We start from the raw sequence: 18,743 nt of genomic DNA, 5'->3' as shown, positions 1-18,743 counted from the left end.
CCCGGTCGGCGCTCCCGCATCGGCTGACAGTGGGAGGAAGTAAGCGTGAGCACGGTGATCGTCCGTCGCAAGGAGCGACGGAAGCCCCCCGCGATGCCGCGCGGCGAGATCCTTTTGGAATCGCCCCCCGAGCTGCCTGAGCTCGTACCTCAGGGCATGCAGGCGGTGATGACCTACCTGCCGATGCTGGCCGGGTCGGGCGCCATGGTCTTCATGATGGTCGGCCGGGGCGGCGGCACGCTCCAATACGTCGCGGGCGGCATGTTCGCCGTCTCGATGTTCGGCATGATGCTGGGCCAGGTCGGCCGAGGCGGTGGCGAGCGCAAGGTCAAGTTGAACGGTGAGCGCCGCGACTACCTTCGTTACCTGGGCCAGGTGCGCAAGAAGGTCCGCAGCGCCGCCAAGCAGCAGCGCGAGGCCCTGGAATGGGGCAGCCCGGACCCCGGGTCATTGTGGTCTTTGGTGATGAGCGCCCGGTTGTGGGAACGAAGGCCGTCCGACGACGACTTCCTTCAGGTCCGCGTCGGCAGCGGCTCGCAGAAGCTCGCCATCCAGTTGATCGCCCCCGACACCAAGCCCATCGAAGATCTTGAGCCCATGAGCGCGGGCGCGCTGCGCCGGTTCATGCGCACGCACGCGAACGTGCCGAACCTGCCGATCGCGGTGTCGCTCCGGTCGTTCGCCCGGGTCATCCCGACCGGCGAGCCCGAGGCCGTGTACGGCATGGTCCGCGCGCTGATCCTGCAGATCGCCGCGTTCCACTCCCCCGACGACGTGCGGATCACCGTCTGCGCGGCGCGGGAGCGGATGCCGTGGTGGCAGTGGATCAAGTGGCTGCCGCACAACCTGCACCCGACCGACTCCGACGCGGCCGGCCCGGTCCGCCTGATGGCCGACAGCATGACCACGCTGGAGGCGATGTTCGGCCAGGACGTCAAGGACCGCCCGCGCTTCCAGCCTGGCCTGTCGCAGGACGACCTGCCGTACCACATCATCATCATGGACGGCGGCCAGGCGTCCTATGACTCCCAGCTGGCGGCCGACGGCGTCGAGGGCGTCTGCATCATCGACCTGACCGGCTCGGTCGCGCCGACCGCCGACCCGACGATGCTGCGGCTGCACGCGACCGCGGGCCGCATCGACATGCTGAAGAAGGACCGTACGGGCAAGGACGTCGCCACCCGCATCGGCGGGCCCGACAACGTCACCCTGCAGCAGTCCGAGGCCCTCGCCCGCCAGCTCGCGCCGCTGCGCGCCAGCGCCACGGCGGGCCCCGAGGAGGACGCGCTGTCGGGCGCGACCACGATGACCTCGCTGATGGGCATCGACAACCCGTTCAACGTCGACCCGCGCGAGAGCTGGCGGCCGCGGGCGCCGCGCAACCGCTACCGCGTTCCGATCGGCGTGGACGTCGACGGGCGCCCGGTCCACCTGGACATCAAGGAGTCGGCACAGGGCGGCATGGGCCCCCACGGCCTGTGCATCGGAGCGACCGGTTCCGGTAAGTCGGAGTTCCTGCGCACGCTGGTCCTCGGACTGGTCATGACGCACTCCTCCGAGGTGCTCAACCTGGTCCTGGTCGACTTCAAGGGCGGCGCGACGTTCCTCGGCATGGACGGCCTCAACCACGTGTCGGCGGTCATCACCAACCTGGAGGACGAGCTCCCCCTGGTCGACCGCATGTACGACGCGCTGCACGGCGAGATGGTCCGCCGCCAGGAGTACCTGCGCGCCTCGGGCAACTACGCCTCGCTGCGCGACTACGAGAAGGCCCGCGAGCAGGGCGCCGACATCCCGCCGATGCCGACGCTGTTCCTGGTGCTGGACGAGTTCTCCGAGCTCCTGTCGGCCAAGCCCGAGTTCGCCGACCTGTTCGTCATGATCGGCCGGCTGGGCCGGTCGCTCGGCGTGCACATCCTGCTGGCCTCGCAGCGCCTGGAAGAGGGCAAGCTGCGCGGCCTGGACACCCACCTGTCGTACCGGATCGGTCTGCGGACCTTCTCGGCGCAGGAGTCGCGGGTGGTCCTGGGCGTTCCCGACGCGTACGAGCTGCCGTCGGCGCCCGGTCACGGCTACATGAAGTTCGGCACCGAGGCGATGACGCGGTTCCGCGCGGCCTACGTCTCCGGTCCGGCGAACGAGGACATGCAGCCGAAGGCCAAGAAGGGCGCCGAGGTGATCCGGCAGATCGTGCCGTACATCCCGGACTACATCCGGCCGCAGCTGATCGAGCACCCCGAGCAGCAGGACACCGGCAAGAACGAGAACACCGCGAGCCTGTTCGACGTGGTGGTCGGCCAGCTGGAGAACAACGGCCCGCCCGCGCACGCCATCTGGCTGCCGCCGCTGGACGCGCCGCCCACGCTGGACGAGCTGCTGCCGACGCTGGCGGTGATCCCCGGTCTCGGGCTCACCACCCAGCACGACGCCTGGCGCAACCGGCTGCACGCGGTCATCGGCATCATCGACAAGCCGTTCGACCAGAAGCGCGACACGATGTACACCGACCTGTCCGGCGCGGCCGGCAACGTCGGCATCGCGGGCGGTACGCAGACCGGTAAGTCGACGATGCTGCGGACGCTGATCGCCTCGCTGGCGATGACGCACAGCCCGCAGCAGGTGCAGTTCTACTGCCTGGACTTCGGCGGCGGCACGCTCGCCGCGTTCGAGGACCTGCCGCACGTCGGCGGCGTCGCCAACCGCCTGGACGCCGACCGGGTGCGCCGTACGGTCGCCGAGGTCACCAGCCTGCTGGAGCAGCGCGAGCGCGAGTTCGCCGAGCGCGGCATCGACTCGATGCCGACCTACCGGCGGATGCGCGCCAACGGCGAGATCAGCGGCGACGGCTACGGCGACGTGTTCCTGGTCGTGGACGGCTGGATGACGCTGCGCCAGGACTACGAGAACCTCGAGCCCACGCTGACCGACCTCACGGCGCGCGGGCTGGGCTACGGCATCCACGTCGTCGCAACGGTCAACAAGTGGTCGGAGTTCCGGATGAACATCCGGGACATGTGGGGCACCAAGCTCGAACTGAAGCTCGGTGACCCGTACGAGTCGGAGATCGACCGCAAGCTCGCCGCGAACGTGCCGGAGGGCAAGGCGGGCCGCGGCCTGACCCGTGAGGGCCACCACTTCCTCACGGCGCTGCCGCGGCTGGACGCCGACTCCGACCCGACGACGCTCGCCGACGGGGTCAAGAAGCTCGTCGGCGCGGTCACCGGCAACTGGCAGGGACCGGGCGCGCCCAAGGTCCGCATGCTGCCGGCGGTGCTGCCCGCCGCGCAGATGCCGACGCCGGCCGAGACCGGGTCGCGGATCCCGATCGGCATCGACGAGGACGCGCTGCAGCCGGTGTACCTCGACTTCTCGGTCGAGTCGCACTTCATGGTCATCGGCGACACCGAGTGCGGCAAGTCCAACCTGATGCGCGGGATCACCCAGGGCCTCATCGAGCGCTACTCGCCCGAGCAGGCCAGGATGATCTTCATCGACTACCGGCGCGCGCTGCTGGACAACGCCAACACCGATCACCGCATCGGGTACGCCGCGTCCTCGGCCGCCGCCGGCGGCCTGGTCAAGGACATCGTCGGGGCGCTGCAGCAGCGGCTCCCACCGGCGGACCTCACCCCGGACCAGCTGCGCGACCGTTCCTGGTGGAAGGGCCCCGACCTCTATCTGATCATCGACGACTACGACCTGGTGGCCACGTCCAACAACCCGGTCAGCCAGCTCGCCGAGCTGCTGCCGCAGGCCCGCGACATCGGCCTCCACGTGATCGTCTCGCGCGCGTTCGGTGGTGCCGGGCGCGGCATGTACGACTCGGTGCTGCAGCGCATCAAGGAAATGGGCTCCCCCGGCCTGCTCATGTCGGGCAACAAGGACGAGGGCGTCCTCCTGGGAACCGTCAAGGGCCACGCACTCCCCGTGGGCCGCGGCTACTTCATCGACCGCCGCAACGGGACCCGTCTCATCCAGACCGCCCACCAGGAGTAGGAGAAATAGACGATGGCCGACTTCAGCGAAGGCGTCGGGCGCTATCAGCGCGACATGGAACAGCAGATGGGCGAGTACACCAAGATCCAGGACGCCATCAAGGAGGCCGTGGGTCGCGGTGAGGCCGCCGAGGGCAAGATCACGGCTGAGTACCGGACCGAGGGCGGGCTGACCAGGCTCGACTTCGACCCCCGCGCCCTGCGGCTGTCGTCGGAGGAGCTGAGCTACGAGATCCGCACCGCGGTGAACGCGGCCGCCGAGGACTTCCAGGCCAAGGTCCGCGAGGCCAGCTCGGCCCTGTTCAAGTTCGACAATGCCGAGAAGGCGCTGGACCCGTCCGCGGCCCTCGCCTCCCTCGACAAGATGGCCAACGGTTTCGCCACCCAGATGAGGGACCTGGCGCGCGAGCTCGGCCTGCAGCAGCAGCGCGCCAAGGAGGCCATGGACAACTACACCGGCCCCGGCCACCCCGGAGCGCAGCCGTAAGACATTTGCGCAAGCGCTTTAATAAAGGTGCCCGTTGATCAGAGCGATCCTGTTCTGAACAACGGGCACTTTGCATTTCCCCTGCTCAACTCGATGGATAGTCAAGCCTGGTCAGGCATCTAGTTGAAACCGGGTAGGCCCGCCACTACCTTGCGTGCACATGGGCCCGCCTATGAGAAAAAGGTCCAGGAGTTCTCCTCCCAGTTGGAGGTCCTCCAGACCTACTGTCAGGCCGTCGGCGTCAGTTTGACCGCGCTTGCCTACGCCCTCGCGACCTATGCGGTGTTCGCGATGGGCATGGCGGTCTTCCTGGACGGGCTGGCGGTCGCGATGCTGGCCGCGATCGCGGCCGAGGCCACGGTCGTGGGAGCCCCTGCGGCCACCGCCGCCATCGCGGGCATGGTCGAGGCGTGCCTCACCGCCCAGACCATCACGTGCGTCGCGACCGGGATCCTGGCGGCGGCCGGGAACATCGCCGGCGTCGTGATCGGCGGCGGCACGTTGCTGAGCGCCATGGTCGAACAGTCGCGCGGCAACGACAAGGCGATGCGCGACTTCCTCAACGCGCAGAAGACCGGTGCCGCAGGCGCCGCGGCCAACCTCGCGCAGAACGCCGCCAACGCGGGCCTGTCCTGGATCAACCGGTTCGACCCCAGCGGGTATGCGCCGAGCGGCCACAAGGGCAGCCCGCTCAAGGAGATCGACCTCGACGCCGACCGCGGGATCGACAACACCTGGAATCTCGGCGCCGGTGCGAAGGTCCAGGCGGGGGCGGGCGAGCACGAGTTCGGCCTGCGCGGTAAATACGGCGACCACGGCTTCCAGGGGATCGAGGGTGAGTACGGCCAGAAGCGCGACCTGGGTAGCTCCGGGTTCCAGGGCTCCGGCGGCGCGAAGTTCGGCTGGCAGGAGGATCCCGACGGCAAGGGCGGGGACTTCTACGGGGGCGGGAAGGTGGGCATCGAACACGGAGCCTCCGGCAGCAAGGGCTCGGCCGAAGGGCAGGTGAACGACGACGGTGAGACCAAGGGGAAACTCGAGGGCAACACGGCGGGCGGCACCCAGAAGGTCGAGAAGAAGAAGGACGAGAACCCGCCCTGGGACAGCGACGGTAACTAGGGCATAAGAGATCGGCCCGGGCGGAGATGATCTCCGCCCGGGCCGGTCTCTTGGTTCAGAGGGCCTTGTTGATCAGCAGCATGAGGCCCATGACGGCCAGGAGCGCGAAGAAGGCGGCCAGGACGATCAGCTGGCTCCTGTACTTCTTGCCGACCTCGGCGGCGGGGCCGGGTGGGCCGCTCGCGCCTCGCATGAGGTCCATCGGGGTGACCCGCTGGACCGGCTGCTGGGCGGCGAGCTCCGCCTGGTGCCGCGTCCGCTGGTGGTGGTCGGCGTGGACGTTCTCAAAGCCCGGGTAGGGCGCCTGAGGGTCCTGCGGATTGCCCATGGTCGGCTCCTCAGTGGGCGGCGCCCAGGTCGACTACCAGCGGGGTGGCGATGGCGAGGGTGCGCAGGGGCTCGGGGAGCTGGAAGTTGATGCGCAGCTCGTACTTGTCCTTGCGGGTGTTGGAGTTGTCGTCCATCCGCGCCAGGTTCACGCCCTTGGTGTCGCTGATGACGCAGTAGCGACCGCCGGTGCGCATGTCCGTGCCGTCCGACGACCAGTTGTGGTGGTAGTCGATCTGGACCTCTTCCCAGACGACGTCCATGATGTGCTGCCCGGAGGCGTCGAAGACCCGGTCGCCGGCGGTGTAGGAGTGGCCCATCCCCGGGAACGAGGGCATGCCCTCGGACACGGTCTCGGCGAGCATCTGGAGGTTGGTCTCCACGCGGCCGATGAGGCTGCCGTCGGGGGCCACGACCGCGATCGACGGGCCGGCCACGCGGGCCGCTCCGCCGGGCTCGTCGGCTGAACGGTCGACGAAGAAGAGCGGTGTTCCGTCGGGGGCGTCGATCCGTACGATGGCGCGGCCGCGCAGTTCCTCGCCGCTCGCCATCACCGACTTCAGCCAGCCCTTCTCCTTGTCGCCCATGACGCGGCTGCCGGTCGCCAGGACCTGGCCCTCGGCGTCGGTGATGCGGTAATCGCCCTCGCCGTCAGGCTCGTCGTAGCGCAGAACGGGTGCGCTGAACAGGTCGGTCACTGGATCTCCCACGGCGGGCGCATGTCGCCCTTGGCGTCGGTGACGTTGCCGCCCTGGCCCTGGACTTCGCCCGAGCCGCCGAACACCTCGGCGCCGCCCGGCGCGACCGAGCCATCGGCCTTGCCGCCCCACTCGCCGGTGTCGGCGTTCACGTTGCCCTCAACGTTGCCGGTCACCGGGCCCCGCTCCATGCCGGCACCGCCGGTGACCTTGTCGTGGCCCTTGTCGTCGTGCTCGTAGCCGACGTTGCCGCTGGTACCGAACTGGTTGCTGTACTCGCCCTTGCCGTTCCAGGTGGCCTTGCCGTCCTTGTCCTGCTCGTAGCCGCCCTCGACGCTGCCGGAGTTGCCGAGCGGGCCTTCGTAGGAGTAGTTGCCGTCGACGCCCCAGGCCTGGCCGTCGCCCTTCTTGCCGTGGACGCCGAACTCGTGCGAGGAGCCGCCGGGGGTCTGGATGTTGGCGCCGCCGCCGACGTTCCAGGTGTTGTTGAAGTCGCGGTCGGCGTCCAGGTCGACGCCCTGCAGGGGCGTGCCCTTCTGCCCCTTGGGCAGCTTCTTGCCCTTGGGGAGCACGGCGTCCTGGCGGCGGTTCACGAAGGCGAGCCCGGCGTTGGCGGCGTTCTGCAGGAGGTTGGCCGCGGCGCCCGCCGCACCGACCTGCTGCGCCTTGAGGAAGTCGCCGAGCGCCTGGTCGTTGCCGCGCCCCTTCTCGGTGACCGCGGTGAGGGCGGCGCCGCCGGCCAGCACCGCGGCGATGATCTGGCCCGCCGCGGCCAGGATCCCGGTGGCGACGGTGGTGATCGTCAGGCAGGTCGCGGCCGTCGCCTCCATGCCCGCGATCGAGGGCGAGCCGACGACCGAGGCGGCCGCCGCGATCACGGCCACGCCCAGGGCGGCGAGGAAGGTGCCCATGCCGACCGCGAACGCCGCGTAGGTGAGCTGCGCGTACGCCAGCGAGGTCAGGGAGATCCCGACGGCCTGGCAGTAGGTCTGCAGGGCGTCCAGCTGGGAGCAGAACTCCTGGACCTTCGCCTCGTAGGCGGGCCGGTCGTCGGCCGTCCAGGTCTCGCCCGGCACGGCCGAGACGCTCTGCGGCAGCTCGCTGATCAGCTTCTGGATCGCCTCCGAGGCGTCGCGCCAGGCCTGGCCGGCCTCGTCCAGCGCGGGGGCGTCGCCGGTCGACAGCTTGAACTGAAAAGTGATCATCGCCGCCGGTGGCAGCACGAACGAGGCGGTCCCGGCTTCGGTGACCGCCGTGCTCATCATGGTCTCGACGGCTCCGAGGGCTCTGCCGGCTCCCATGGCTCAACCTTCCTTCAGTACGTACGGGGGCAAGGAGTGCAGGCAGGTCAGCCGGTGATCCGGCTGGCGTCTTCGGCGCCCTGGTAGTTCTTGGCCGTCACCTCGATGTTCCCGGCGTAGCCGTCCAGCATCTCGATGTGGGTCTTGAGGTCCTGGAAGACGAACTGGATCGCGCCCGGGTAGGCGACCGAGGCCATCGTGCAGGTGATGCTGAACGCGCCGCCCTCGAGGTTGTAGACGCCGTCCTTGCTCATGTCCTCACCCACCTTCTCGAGCTGGGTGACGTACTTCTCCTTCAGTTCCTTGCCGTGCTTGGAGATCCCGTCGGGATCCACGTAGATCTGGTTGCCCATGCGTGTCCTTCGTCGGCCTCAGCGGGGGGTTCGGTCGGTCGGAGGAGCTCTATGAGGTAGCTCTATGAGATTTCGATGAGAGCGGAGTGATCATGAAGCGTATCCGTAAGGGGCAAATGACTCAGCTGGTCAGATGCGTTCTGAACGAAAAGAAAGGCCCCAGACCCCTCAAGTCGCGCGGTCCCGTAGGATCTGTGCGACGAACGTGACGGTGAGCTACGTGTTGGAGGCCTCGGGATGAGATGGGCGGCGGCGGTGGCGGTCACCGGATGCCTCGTGCCGTTCGCGCCCGCGCTCACCGCGCAGCCGGCCCTCGCGGCGCCGAAGGGCTGCCAGAGCCAGCCCGAGCAGGTGACCGAGCTCACCCAGAAGCAGATCACCGACGAGCCGTGGCCGCAGAAGGTGCTCAGCATCAACGAGGCCCAGTCCAAGGCGACCGGCAAGGGCATCTCGGTCGCCGTCGTGGACAGCGGCGTGTCGACCGAGAACCCCCAGCTGAAGGGTCAGGTCAGCGGCGGCGCCGACCTGACCAAGACCAGCACCGAGGACTGCGTCGGCCACGGCACCTGGGTCGCGGGGATCATCGCCGCCAAGAAGGGGATGACGCCGTTCTACGGGGTCGCCCCGGACGCGAAGATCATCCCGGTCAAGATCTCCAACACGGCCGACCTCAACAGCGCCGACCCGATCAGCGAGGGCATCGAGAAGGCGGTCTCGCTGAACGCCGACGTGATCAACGTGTCGGCGCAGTTCCCCGAGGACACCCCGCGGATGCGGCAGGCCGTGGAGAACGCCCTCGCGCACGGCATCCCCGTCGTGGCCGCGGCAGGCAACATCGACAAGAAGAACGGCCAGACCCCGGGGCCGCTCTATCCGGCGCAGTACCCGGGCGTCATCTCGGTCGGCGCCATCGACCAGTACGGCCAGCTGACCGACTTCTCCAACGGCAAGGGCCAGGTCACCGTCGTGGCCCCGGGCAAGGACACGCTGACCACCGCCCCCGACGGCCAGTGGGCCGTGCCGAAGGAGGGCACCAGCTTCGCCACGCCGTACGTCGCCGGCGTCGTCGCGCTGATCAAGGAGCGCTACCCCAAGCTGACGCCCCAGCAGGTCAAGCAGCGCATCGAGGCCACCGCCGAGGGCAACATCGGCGAGGGCAGCGGCCAGGGCAAGGTCAACCCCAACGCGGCCGTCTCGGCCGTGCTGAGCCCGAACGCCAAGCCCAACGCCCCGGCGCCGATCACGCCGGTCAAGATCGTCATGCCGGAACGGGCCGACTCCACCACCCGGAACCTGTCCGCGATCATCACGCTGGGCGCCCTCGGTCTCGCGCTCGTCGCGCTCGCGGCGGGCACCCTGATCCCGGCGGGCAAGCGCCGCGGCTGGCGCCCGGGCCGGGTCGCCATCTCCCGGGACCCTGACCAGAACTGACGCCCCGGCCCTGCCGCCGAGCCGACCTCCCTGACCCGCGACCGGAGCCGACATCCCCGGCCCGCTGCCGGAGCCGACATCCCGGGATCTAGAACCGCACTGATATCCCGGAATCCGGGTCCGAACTGACCCGAAACCGGTCAGGCATTACCATCTGCCGCATGCGATCACCTCCCCCGGTTGCCCCGCCACCCCCGGTCGGAGCTCCCGCCCCGCGGCCCAAGCCGCGCTGGCACCGATTCGTGCTGCCCGTGGGAGCGGCCGTGGCCTTCGCGCTGTTCGTCGGGGTGCTGTGGGTGGTGGGCGGGCTGAAGGAGACCCCGCAGCAGCCGGTGAAGGCTCCGGGGAACGAGATCGACCAGGGGCGATTCAGCGTGACGGTACGCGACGCGAAGATCGTCATGCAGAAGGGCGCCCTCGACATCAAGATCCAGCGGTACGTGATCGTCCGCATGCACGTGGTCAGTCACGACAAGGAGAGCGCCTCGCTGAGCTCCGGCGGGCTGCTGAACGGCGTGGCCGCGCGCACCAAGACCGGCAAGTGGGTCCCGCCCGACGACATCGAGGCCACGGCCGCCGGCAGCAAGACCCTGTCCATCCAGCCCGGGCTGCCGGTCGAGGCGGTCGCCATGTGGAAGATGGGCCCGGCGGACGCCCCCAAGGAGTTCACCGTCGGCCTGCGCCAGTGGGAGTGGGGCACCGGGTTCACCGACAAGGAGTACGACTGGCGCACGGACCCGACCGATGACGCCCTCGCGGGCAAGCTGACGCTTCGGCTGGCCGCCTCATGAACACCCGGATGCTGCTCGTACGCGGCGGATCGGCGCTGATCGGCACCGCCCTGCTGGCCGCCGCCATGTGGCTGCACTCCCTGCGCCCGCACGTCGAGGCCGACGTCATGGACCCGATCCGTACCCAGGGCAAGGTCGGCAAGGTCGTCACCAACGCCGACTTCAGCCTCCAGGTCGAGCGCGTCACCGCGGCCCGTTCCCTGGCACCCTCGCTGTCGATCAACCCGCCGACCGCCACGGACGGCATCTTCCTGATCGTGCAGTTCCGCGCGACCAGCCGGCGCAAGCCGTTGAGGCTCAACACCGGCACGCTGGAGACCCCCGGCGGCTACAAGTTCAACAAGAGCCCGCGGCTCGGCGCCTCGGGCCTGCTCGAACCGGACTACGCGCCCCTGGTCTGGAGCCGCGCCGCGTTCCTCTTCGAGCTGCCCAAGAACAGGCTGGCCGGGGCGCGCATGGTGGTCAGCGAGGGCGGCCTGTTCACCCAGCTGTCCGCGGCGACCGACATCGACCTGGGGATCAGCAAGTCCCGCGCCGACGAGATGATCCGTACGGCACCGGCGAGCTTCGACATGCGGACGGTGCAGCAATGAGCGCGCCACCTCCCTGGCCCCCGTCCGACCCGGACCCGCGCGCACGGCGCGGCCCCGCGCACAGGCGCCCGCCCCAGCCCGACCCGCGCCACCCCCAGCAGCCCTCGCAGCCCCAACCCCGCTCGCGGGGCCCCGAGCCTGGCCGTGACCGGCAGCCTGGCCCTGGCCAGCAGCAGCCTGGCCGTAGCCCGGAGCCCGGCCGTGGCCAGCAGCCTGGCCGTGGCCAGCAGCCCGGCCGTGGCCAGCAGCCCGGCCGTAGCCAGCAGCCCGGCCGTAGCCCGGAGCCTGGCCCTGGTCAGCAGCCTGGCCCTGGTCAGCAGCAGCCCGGCCGTGGCCCAGAGCCCGGCCGTGGCCAGCAGCCTGGCCGGGGCCAGCAGCCTGGCCGGGGCCAGCAGCAGGGCGGGACCGGAGAGCGGCAGCGGCAGGGCGGGACCGGCGAGTGGCAGCGGCAGCAGACGCAGAACGGCCCGTACGGCGGCGGCCAGGGCACGCACGAGTGGAGGCGCGGCCAGGAGCAGCGGCGGGAACGGGATCCGTTCGACGAGACGCGGCCCGACCCCGCCAAGCAGCCCAGCGAGGCCGAGCTCAGGCGGGCGGCCCGGCGGATGCCGCTGCGCGACCGGCGGATCATCGAGGCGCTGGCCCTGGTGGCGATGATCCCGCTGATCCTCGGCCTCCAGTGGGTGGACTGGAAGAAGAACTCCGACAAGACGTTCGGCGGGCCCGAGGCGCCCACGCAGGTGACCAAGGGCACGGCAGGCACGATCGGCGAGGTCCAGTGGAAGCTGGAGCAGCGCGCCGAGGCCCCGCCGTACTCCAAGGTCGACCCGCAGGCGACCGAGCTGAAGCTGACGATGCTGGTCAAGCCGCTGAACGCGGCGGGCGCCAAGAAGATCGACGGGCACGGGTTCGAGTACTCGTTCCGCGATCAGGACGGCCGCGAGTGGGACGCCACGGCCGACACCCCGGACGGCAACACCGCGAACCCTCAGCCGGGGGTGGTGCTGCGCCTGGTCGTCACGGGCGTGCTCCCTCGGTCCAAGGCCGGTTCAGTGGCCCTGCAGATCCAGCCTGACTCGGTGGGGCGAAAGCCGGCGCGACAGGTTTCGCTGCGGTTTGCACAGTGACCCGCGCCATCACCAGGTTGAACGTGGCGGCGAGCAGGCAGATCCGCAGGATCTCGAAGATCAGCCCGGTGCAGAACCCGACGATCGGCAGCACCGGCATCCACCAGCCCGCCTCGTGCGGCCCCAGCAGGTCGTAGACGAGCCGCCGGGAGAGGTCCTCGACCACGTACAGGCCGCTGAAGAGCATGGCGAACGCGCCGAACGGCACGATTCCGGCCCGGCGGACCAGCCGGAGCCCGTACCAGGCGGGCAGCCACATCTCGCGGAAGCCCCTGGTCAGGACCTCCATGAGGCCGTTGTCGCCCTCCATGCCGCTCGCCTTGGCGAGGCGCTTGGCCGCGCGGCTCTGGCCGAGCACGACGCGCTCGTCGCTGGCGTCCAGCCCGAGGATCACCCCGGCGATCACCAGCCACACCAGGCCACCCAGGACGGCGTACTTGAACGAGGGCCAGAGGCCGAGGACGCCACCGGAGAGGTCGGTGAACCACCCCCACGCCTCGCGCTGGACCACCCAGTCCCCCGCCAGCCCCCGCGCGTGGTCGACCGTGAAGATCGCGAACAGCGCGAAGTTGACCTCGAGGAACGCCCGGATCATCCCGGCGGCGCTCTGGAACCGCCGGGACAGCAGCCAGTCCGCGAACAGCCGGAGGACGAAGAACGCGGCGGTCAGCCCGATCGCCAGCGGCATGTGCTTGTCGAGCGCGCTCACCAGGCCGAGGCTCTTGGTGCTCCCTTCGAAACCCCCGTCGGCGAACCCGCGGCTGGAGGCCGAGTCGGCGAACTCCAGGGCGTCGTCCCTGATCATCCCCCACGCCAGGTAGAAGATCACGAACGGCACGATCGCGCGGTTCAGCGCCTCGATCATCGACTCGTCGTTGCCGACCGCCCAGGGCGTGAGCCCGCCGCCCGCCTCGCGGGCGTTCACCACGTCCAGGCCCTCGCGCACGCTGTGCACCATCGCGACCGTGACGAACAGCGTGGTCAGGATCAGCAGGCTGATGATGACCAGCGGCACGACCGTCGCCAGGGTCCCCTTCTGCTGGCCGATCTTGTAGCCCCCGTACAGGAGGCCGTACCGCAGCAGCTGGCCGATCGTGTACCAGAGGGTCAGCGGCAGCACGAACCGTCCCGCGAGCTTCACGGTGGCCCACGGCAGGACGAGGGGCGACCGGGGGGATGGTCCGAGCACGCGCAGATCGTACCCTTATGGGCTTGATCAGCGATGAATGTCGATCGGCGTGAGCAGTTCGATCGCGATCGGTGACGCCATCACCAGCATGCGCAGCGGATCCTGCGGCCAGTTGCCCCACTGGAGCTCCCAGCGGCGCCGCCGCTCGCCGTAGGCCGACTGGGTGGCGTGCAGGCGCCCGACCTCGGTGCCCTGCCCGTCGGCGAGCGAGAAGTGCAGCTCAGGGGTGCCGGGCGGGGTGGGCTGCCGCGTGGCGCGGCCGACCTCCTGGCCCTGGGCGTCGCGCATCGCGTAGCCGGTGCCGCCGAAGCCGCCGCCGCGCACGATCCGGAAGGCCGACCGCGCGCCCGCCGTGGCGAGGGCCAGCGAGCCGATCATGGTCTGCCCGTCGCCGGCCACGACCAGCACGTGGTCGGGCGTGCCGTCCGCGGGCGTGCCGATCCGGTCGACGAAGAAGAGCGTGGTGCCGCTCGGGTCCGCCACCCGCACCACCACGCGGGACTCGTCGTGCTGTGCGTGCGGGTTGGCGTACGGCAGGCCTCCGCCGCCTCCACCGCCGCCGCCCTGTCCGCCCTGGGGCTGCAGCGGTACGCGCGGAACGTTGGCCAGCACCTGGCCGGCCTGATCGAGGATCACGTACTCGCGCCGCTGCTCGGGCTCCTCGAGGACCCACGCCGGGGCGTTCCAGAGGTCGGTCACTACAGGTCCCTGGTCATGTCGTAGGCGATGGGCGTTGCGATGACCAGGCTACGCAGCGGCTCGGGCAGCTGGTAGTTGATCTGCAGGTAGTAGCCGTCCTTGACGGTCTGGTGCACCGCGTCGAGGTTCAGGTCCATCCGCGCGATCTGCGTGCCCGCCATGTCGGTGATCGTGCAGTAGCGGCCGCCGGTGCTCGGCCGCTGCCCGTACGTGACGTCACCGGCCTGGTCGGTGGAGGTGTCGAGGGTCCAGCCGCGCCTGATCTCGACCTCTTCCCAGGCGATGTCGCAGACCGGCCGGTCCGCGCCGTCGAGGATCCGGTAGTGGCTCTGGAGCGTACGGCTGCCGACCTCCTGCTGCTGGGCGCCCTGGAGGAAGCTGGCAGCCTCGGCGGCCATGTTCTTCTGGAAGCGGCCCAGCACCGTGCCGTCCGGCGCCACGATCGCGATCGGCGAGCCGGGCGCCCGGTCGACATAGATCCGCGGAACGCCGTCCAGGGCCGCGATCTGCACCACCACGCGCTCGTCGCTCACACCCGAGCCGAAGAGCCTGCCGCCGAACTTGCGGGGCTCGGGCCCGGCGGCCTGGGTGCCCCGCCCGAGGGGGGCACCCTGACCGTCGCTGATCTCGTACGTCAGCGCCGAGGACGGCTGGTCGATCTTGAGGTACGGGGCGTTCCAGAGGTCGTTCATCCCGGTCACCTTAGGTCAGCTCGGATCGGCGGCCGTCACCCGGCACGTCACGACTCCCACGGGGGCTTCTCGCTGTCGTAGGCGCCGCCGGCGCCGGTGTAGCTGCCCTTGTACTGGGTGCCGCCGTCGCCGGTGCTGACCTCCTGGTTCGTGCTGCCGGTCGTGACGCCCCGGTAGGTGTTGCCGGCCTCACCGGTGTACTTGGTGTTGCCGTCCTTGTCGTGGTCGACGCCGGCCGAGCCGGTCGTGTCGCTGTTGCCCTTCTCGTAGCCGCCGTCGACCTTGCCCTTCCAGTGGCCGTCGTCGCCGTACTCGCCCTCGGCGCCTGCGTGGGCGCCGCCCTTGGTCTTGCCGGACAGGCCGCCGGAGTAGGTGTCGTTGCCGTCGGCGTCCTCGTCCCAGCCGCCCTTGCCCTCGACCTCGGTGCCGCCCTTGCCGGTGACCTTGACGTCGCCGTCGGCGCCCTGGATGCCGTGGTCGCCGACCTTGACGTGGCCGCTGGCGTCGACGCTGCCGCCGCCCTTGGTGTCGACGGTGGCGCCGCCGCCGACGCTCCAGGTCTTGTCCCAGCCGCGGTCGGCGTCGGCGTCGACGGCGGTGACCGGGAAGCCCTTGCCGCTCTTGCCACCGCCGCGGTTGAGGAAGTCCAGACCGGCGTTGCCGGCGTTCTGCAGCAGGTTGGCGGCGGCGCCCGCGGCGCCGACCTCCTGGGCCTTGGCCCAGTCGCTGAACGCCTGGTCGTTGCCCCTGCTGTACTCGACGGTCGCGGCGACCAGGGAGCCGCCCGCGAAGGCGGCGCCGGCCAGCTGCCCGGCGGCGGCCAGCACGCCGGTCGCGACCGATGTGATCGTCAGGCAGGTCGCGGCGATGCCCAGGGCGGCCGCGTAGTCCGCCTCACCGACGACGGGCACGGCCAGCGCGGCCGCGGCCTCGATCGCCAGCGCGCCCAGGAACGTGCCCATGCCGACGGCGAAGATCGCGTAGACGAGCAGCGCGTAGGCGAGCGTGGTCAGCGCGATGCCGACCACCATGCAGTAGGTGGACAGGACCTGGAGCTGGGAGGTGAACTCCTGGACCTTCTTCTCGTAGGCGGGCCGGTCCTCGGCGGTCCAGTCCTGCCCGCCGATGCCCGACACGCTGTCCTGGAGCTTCTGCATGACCTGGTTGATCTGGTCGGAGGCCTTCCGCCAGGCCTGGCCGGCCTTGTCCAGGGTCTCCGGGTCGCCCTTGGAGAGTTTGAACTCAAAGTTGATCATCAGGGCCGGCGGCAGGATGGACCCGGCGATGGCGGCCTCGGTGGAGGCGGTGTCCATCAGGCTGTTCGCCAGTGGGAGCGCAGTCATGATCGCGCCTTTCGCTGTGAGGTAGCCGGATCGCTAGGACGAGACGACGCTGGCCTGCTCGGCCGCCGTGTAGTTCTTGGCGGTGGTGGCGATGCCCTCACCGAAGTGCTTGAGCATCTCCAGATGGGTCCGGAGATCCTGGAAGGCGAACTGGATCGCGCCCGGGTAGGTCACCGACGCGGCCGTGCAGGTCACGCTGAACGACCCGCCCTCGAGGTTGTAGACCCCGTCGCCGCCCAGCGTCTCCGAGCCGACCTTCTCCAGCTCGGGCGTGATGTTGCTGTCGATGTCCTTGCCGTGCTGCTCGATCCGCTCCGGATTGACCTGGATGATGTTGCCCAACGTCCTGTCCTTCACTCGGGAGCCTGCGGGGGGTGGTGTGCTCGTCGCGCAACGAAGAATAGGTCAACTAAGTAACCAGTCGACTACATCGGCCAAAATTGGTCTACTGCACCCATCTCGTTCACGGAGACCACACACCTCACTACTGAGACGCACGCTCTCACCCGAAGGTTCGGGGAAATTGAGCGGGTTTGCCCGGGACCGGGGACGAGGCCGTCCTCAAGATCCCCACCGGCGCCATCGCATGATCTTGCAGCAGGAAAATGAGACGACGATGAGAGCGCGGCGGACCCCGGGAACGCGACGGACCCCGCCGCTCCCGCGCTGAGGCGCGGGGCGACGGGGTCCGCCGGTGGGCCCGATGGCTCGGGATCAGGCGCGGCTCAGATGGCCACCTCGAGGGCGGCGACCTCGCCGACCTTGGCGCTGACGGCGTTGTCCACGCTCACGCCGCCCGCGGCCAGGACGCGGACGGTCCAGTCGCCGTCGGCGGCGAAGAAGCGGAACACGCCCTCGTCGCCGGTGACGACCTCGGCGGTGAACTCACCGGTCGAGTCGAGCAGCCTGGCGTAGGCGCTGGACACGGGCGCGCCGTCACGGGTGACGGTGCCCTGGATGACGGCCTCGTTGTTCAGGTCGACGGTCGCCGGAAGGTGCGCCGTCTGCGCGGGCGCTGCGCAGCCCTGAGTCATGTCTTCCTCCTTCTCCGCCTCGGACGGCGGTGAATCGACTCCGGAACAGGGAAGGGTGTTACTTGGCCTCGCCGAGCTCGATCGGCACGCCGACCAGCGAGCCGTACTCGGTCCACGAACCGTCGTAGTTCTTCACGTCGGGCAGGCCGAGCAGCTCACGCAGCGCGAACCACGTGTGCGACGACCGCTCGCCGATGCGGCAGTAGGCGATGGTGGACTTGGACAGGTCGACGCCGGCGTCGCCGTAGATCTGGCGGAGCTCGTCGTCGGACTTGAAGGTGCCGTCGTCGTTCGCGGCCTTGGACCACGGGATGCTGCGCGCGGTGGGCACGTGACCGGCCCGCTGCGCCTGCTCCTGCGGGAGGTGCGCCGGGGCGAGGAGCTTGCCGCTGAACTCGTCAGGGGAACGCACGTCGATGAGGTTCTTGGTGCCGATCGCGTCGACGACCTCGTCGCGGAAGGCCCGGATCGTGAGGTCCTGGTCCTTGGCCTTGTAGTCGGTGGCCGGGCGGGACGGGACGCTGGTGACCAGCTCGCGGGAGTCCAGCTCCCACTTCTTGCGGCCACCGTCCAGCAGTTTGACGTTCTGGTGGCCGTACAGCTTGAAGTACCAGTAGGCGTAGGCGGCGAACCAGTTGTTGTTGCCGCCGTACAGGATGACCAGGTCGTCGTTGGCGATGCCCTTGGCCGACAGCAGCTGCTCGAACCCGGTCTTGTCCACGAAGTCGCGGCGGACCGGGTCCTGCAGCTCGGTCTTCCAGTCGATCTTCACGGCGCCACGGATGTGGCCCTTGTCGTAGGCGGACACGTCCTCGTCGACCTCGACGAGAACCAGGCCGGGGGCGTCCAGGTTGGACTCCACCCAGCTGGCGTCCACCAGGACGTCGGAGCGGCTCATGCGGGAACCTCCCTGTCGGAGTGCTTCTTCGGAGAAAAACGTCGGACCAGCAGATACATCTCGCAGCCGAGGCAGAACCCGAACGCCGCGTTCAGGAACGCCGCCGCCAGTGCGAGGGCGGTGGCACCGATTCCGAGCCATGTGATCCCCAGGGCGTAACCGGCCGTTCCGACCACGGCGAAGACCAGGCCGACGCCCTGCGCGAAGCGGGGCGGTGCGGCGTCCTCGAGTTCGGTGGGCGGGCCGAGGCGCGGCCGGACGAGCGCTTTGAAGATCAGTCCGTACGGGGCGTACCGCAGGCCGAGGAAGGTCGCGAGTGCGAACACCAGCGCCTGGCAGGCCAGCAACACCCAGCTTCCCTGGATCAGGACACCGATCAGAACGACCGACGTGATGGCCGCAGCAAAACGCTGCCCTCGCGGGTCAACCTGCATCGGGTTTGCTCCTGGCGGAGAGAGTGTGCGTACGAGCTAGTCAAGAGAGCTCAGGGGCGAACGGGCTCGATGCCTCAGGCCATGCGACAGAGCGAGGCGGACACGCGGCAGAAGTCGACCGCGCGACGCTTCGTGAGCATTTGCTCTGTCCAGTAACGCACGGATCGATGGTAAGCCGATTTCCGTCGCCCTGTCACATCTGTCTCGCGTTCCGAGACAGTGGCGGCGCTCT

20 protein-coding genes are annotated in these 18,743 nt (G+C 69.6%); 7 read left to right on the top strand and 13 right to left on the bottom strand.

Translation table 11 applies throughout. The annotated features are described in order from the left end of the window. Positions 1-45 precede the first annotated feature (45 nt). From eccCa to J4573_RS44990, 3 genes are all read left to right on the top strand, one after another. Entirely contained in the window at positions 46-3,996 is a 3,951-nt protein-coding gene (gene eccCa, locus J4573_RS45000) for a type VII secretion protein EccCa (protein WP_208262506.1), read from the top strand. Between the two features lie 12 nt (positions 3,997-4,008). After that, complete coding sequence (locus tag J4573_RS44995) at positions 4,009-4,482, top strand: YbaB/EbfC family nucleoid-associated protein (RefSeq protein WP_208262505.1); 474 nt, start codon at positions 4,009-4,011, stop codon at positions 4,480-4,482. A 246-nt stretch (positions 4,483-4,728) separates the two neighbouring features. After that, on the top strand, positions 4,729-5,601 hold the full coding sequence (locus tag J4573_RS44990; RefSeq protein WP_208262504.1) for a hypothetical protein: 873 nt from the start codon (positions 4,729-4,731) through the stop codon (positions 5,599-5,601). 55 nt (positions 5,602-5,656) lie between these two features. Here the strand turns inward: J4573_RS44990 and J4573_RS44985 are convergent, their stop codons facing one another. The 4 genes from J4573_RS44985 to J4573_RS44970 are packed head-to-tail and all read right to left on the bottom strand — an operon-like array spanning position 5,657 to position 8,280. Next, positions 5,657-5,929, bottom strand: a complete 273-nt coding sequence (locus J4573_RS44985) for a hypothetical protein (RefSeq protein WP_208262503.1) — start codon at positions 5,927-5,929, stop codon at positions 5,657-5,659. Between the two features lie 10 nt (positions 5,930-5,939). Next, the gene (locus tag J4573_RS44980) at positions 5,940-6,626 is read right to left on the bottom strand and encodes a hypothetical protein (protein ID WP_208262502.1); all 687 of its coding nucleotides are present in this window, start codon (positions 6,624-6,626) and stop codon (positions 5,940-5,942) included. Continuing rightward, positions 6,623-7,927 (bottom strand): hypothetical protein, encoded by a 1,305-nt coding sequence (locus J4573_RS44975; RefSeq protein WP_208262501.1) that lies wholly within the window; start codon positions 7,925-7,927, stop codon positions 6,623-6,625. The genes J4573_RS44980 and J4573_RS44975 overlap by 4 nt, the downstream gene beginning before the upstream one ends. Positions 7,928-7,974: 47 nt before the next feature. After that, complete coding sequence (locus tag J4573_RS44970; RefSeq protein WP_208262500.1) at positions 7,975-8,280, bottom strand: hypothetical protein; 306 nt, start codon at positions 8,278-8,280, stop codon at positions 7,975-7,977. Positions 8,281-8,517: 237 nt separating this feature from the next. Between J4573_RS44970 and J4573_RS44965 the strand changes: the two genes are divergently transcribed. From J4573_RS44965 to J4573_RS44950, 4 genes are all read left to right on the top strand, one after another. Continuing rightward, complete coding sequence (locus J4573_RS44965) at positions 8,518-9,711, top strand: S8 family serine peptidase (RefSeq protein WP_208262499.1); 1,194 nt, start codon at positions 8,518-8,520, stop codon at positions 9,709-9,711. A gap of 161 nt (positions 9,712-9,872) precedes the next feature. Continuing rightward, positions 9,873-10,502 (top strand): hypothetical protein, encoded by a 630-nt coding sequence (locus J4573_RS44960; RefSeq protein ID WP_208262498.1) that lies wholly within the window; start codon positions 9,873-9,875, stop codon positions 10,500-10,502. Next, positions 10,499-11,095, top strand: coding sequence for a hypothetical protein (locus J4573_RS44955; protein WP_208262497.1), 597 nt, complete (start codon positions 10,499-10,501; stop codon positions 11,093-11,095). The genes J4573_RS44960 and J4573_RS44955 overlap by 4 nt, the downstream gene beginning before the upstream one ends. Continuing rightward, the gene (locus tag J4573_RS44950; protein WP_208262496.1) at positions 11,092-12,222 is read left to right on the top strand and encodes a hypothetical protein; all 1,131 of its coding nucleotides are present in this window, start codon (positions 11,092-11,094) and stop codon (positions 12,220-12,222) included. Before J4573_RS44955 ends, J4573_RS44950 begins: the two co-directional genes overlap by 4 nt. On the opposite strand, the gene J4573_RS44945 is transcribed toward J4573_RS44950, so the two are convergent. The 9 genes from J4573_RS44945 to J4573_RS56845 form a co-directional block, all read right to left on the bottom strand. Further along, positions 12,113-13,411, bottom strand: a complete 1,299-nt coding sequence (locus J4573_RS44945) for a hypothetical protein (RefSeq protein ID WP_208262495.1) — start codon at positions 13,409-13,411, stop codon at positions 12,113-12,115. The genes J4573_RS44950 and J4573_RS44945 overlap by 110 nt on opposite strands. A 27-nt stretch (positions 13,412-13,438) precedes the next feature. Next, entirely contained in the window at positions 13,439-14,110 is a 672-nt protein-coding gene (locus J4573_RS44940) for a hypothetical protein (RefSeq protein ID WP_208262494.1), read from the bottom strand. Further along, positions 14,110-14,802 (bottom strand): hypothetical protein, encoded by a 693-nt coding sequence (locus J4573_RS44935; RefSeq protein ID WP_208262493.1) that lies wholly within the window; start codon positions 14,800-14,802, stop codon positions 14,110-14,112. The genes J4573_RS44940 and J4573_RS44935 overlap by 1 nt, the downstream gene beginning before the upstream one ends. A 47-nt stretch (positions 14,803-14,849) precedes the next feature. After that, positions 14,850-16,145, bottom strand: coding sequence for a hypothetical protein (locus J4573_RS44930; RefSeq protein WP_208262492.1), 1,296 nt, complete (start codon positions 16,143-16,145; stop codon positions 14,850-14,852). Positions 16,146-16,178: 33 nt separating this feature from the next. Continuing rightward, positions 16,179-16,487 carry a hypothetical protein gene (locus J4573_RS44925; protein WP_208262491.1) on the bottom strand — a complete coding sequence of 103 codons (309 nt, stop codon included), beginning with the start codon at positions 16,485-16,487 and terminating at the stop codon, positions 16,179-16,181. Between the two features lie 383 nt (positions 16,488-16,870). Further along, positions 16,871-17,179, bottom strand: coding sequence for a DUF1416 domain-containing protein (locus J4573_RS44920; RefSeq protein WP_208262490.1), 309 nt, complete (start codon positions 17,177-17,179; stop codon positions 16,871-16,873). Between the two features lie 58 nt (positions 17,180-17,237). Next, the gene (locus J4573_RS44915; RefSeq protein WP_208262489.1) at positions 17,238-18,077 is read right to left on the bottom strand and encodes a sulfurtransferase; all 840 of its coding nucleotides are present in this window, start codon (positions 18,075-18,077) and stop codon (positions 17,238-17,240) included. Beyond that, positions 18,074-18,511 carry a DUF4395 domain-containing protein gene (locus tag J4573_RS44910; RefSeq protein WP_208262488.1) on the bottom strand — a complete coding sequence of 146 codons (438 nt, stop codon included), beginning with the start codon at positions 18,509-18,511 and terminating at the stop codon, positions 18,074-18,076. Before J4573_RS44910 ends, J4573_RS44915 begins: the two co-directional genes overlap by 4 nt. 74 nt (positions 18,512-18,585) lie before the next feature. After that, positions 18,586-18,651, bottom strand: coding sequence for a putative leader peptide (locus J4573_RS56845; RefSeq protein WP_372443026.1), 66 nt, complete (start codon positions 18,649-18,651; stop codon positions 18,586-18,588). Positions 18,652-18,743: the final 92 nt, after the last annotated feature.

It is taken from the genome of Actinomadura barringtoniae, assembly GCF_017573505.1.
Lineage (GTDB): Bacteria > Actinomycetota > Actinomycetes > Streptosporangiales > Streptosporangiaceae > Spirillospora > Spirillospora barringtoniae.
Note: the sequence above shows the minus strand (reverse complement) of the source record. Positions and strands in the feature narration are given on the sequence as shown.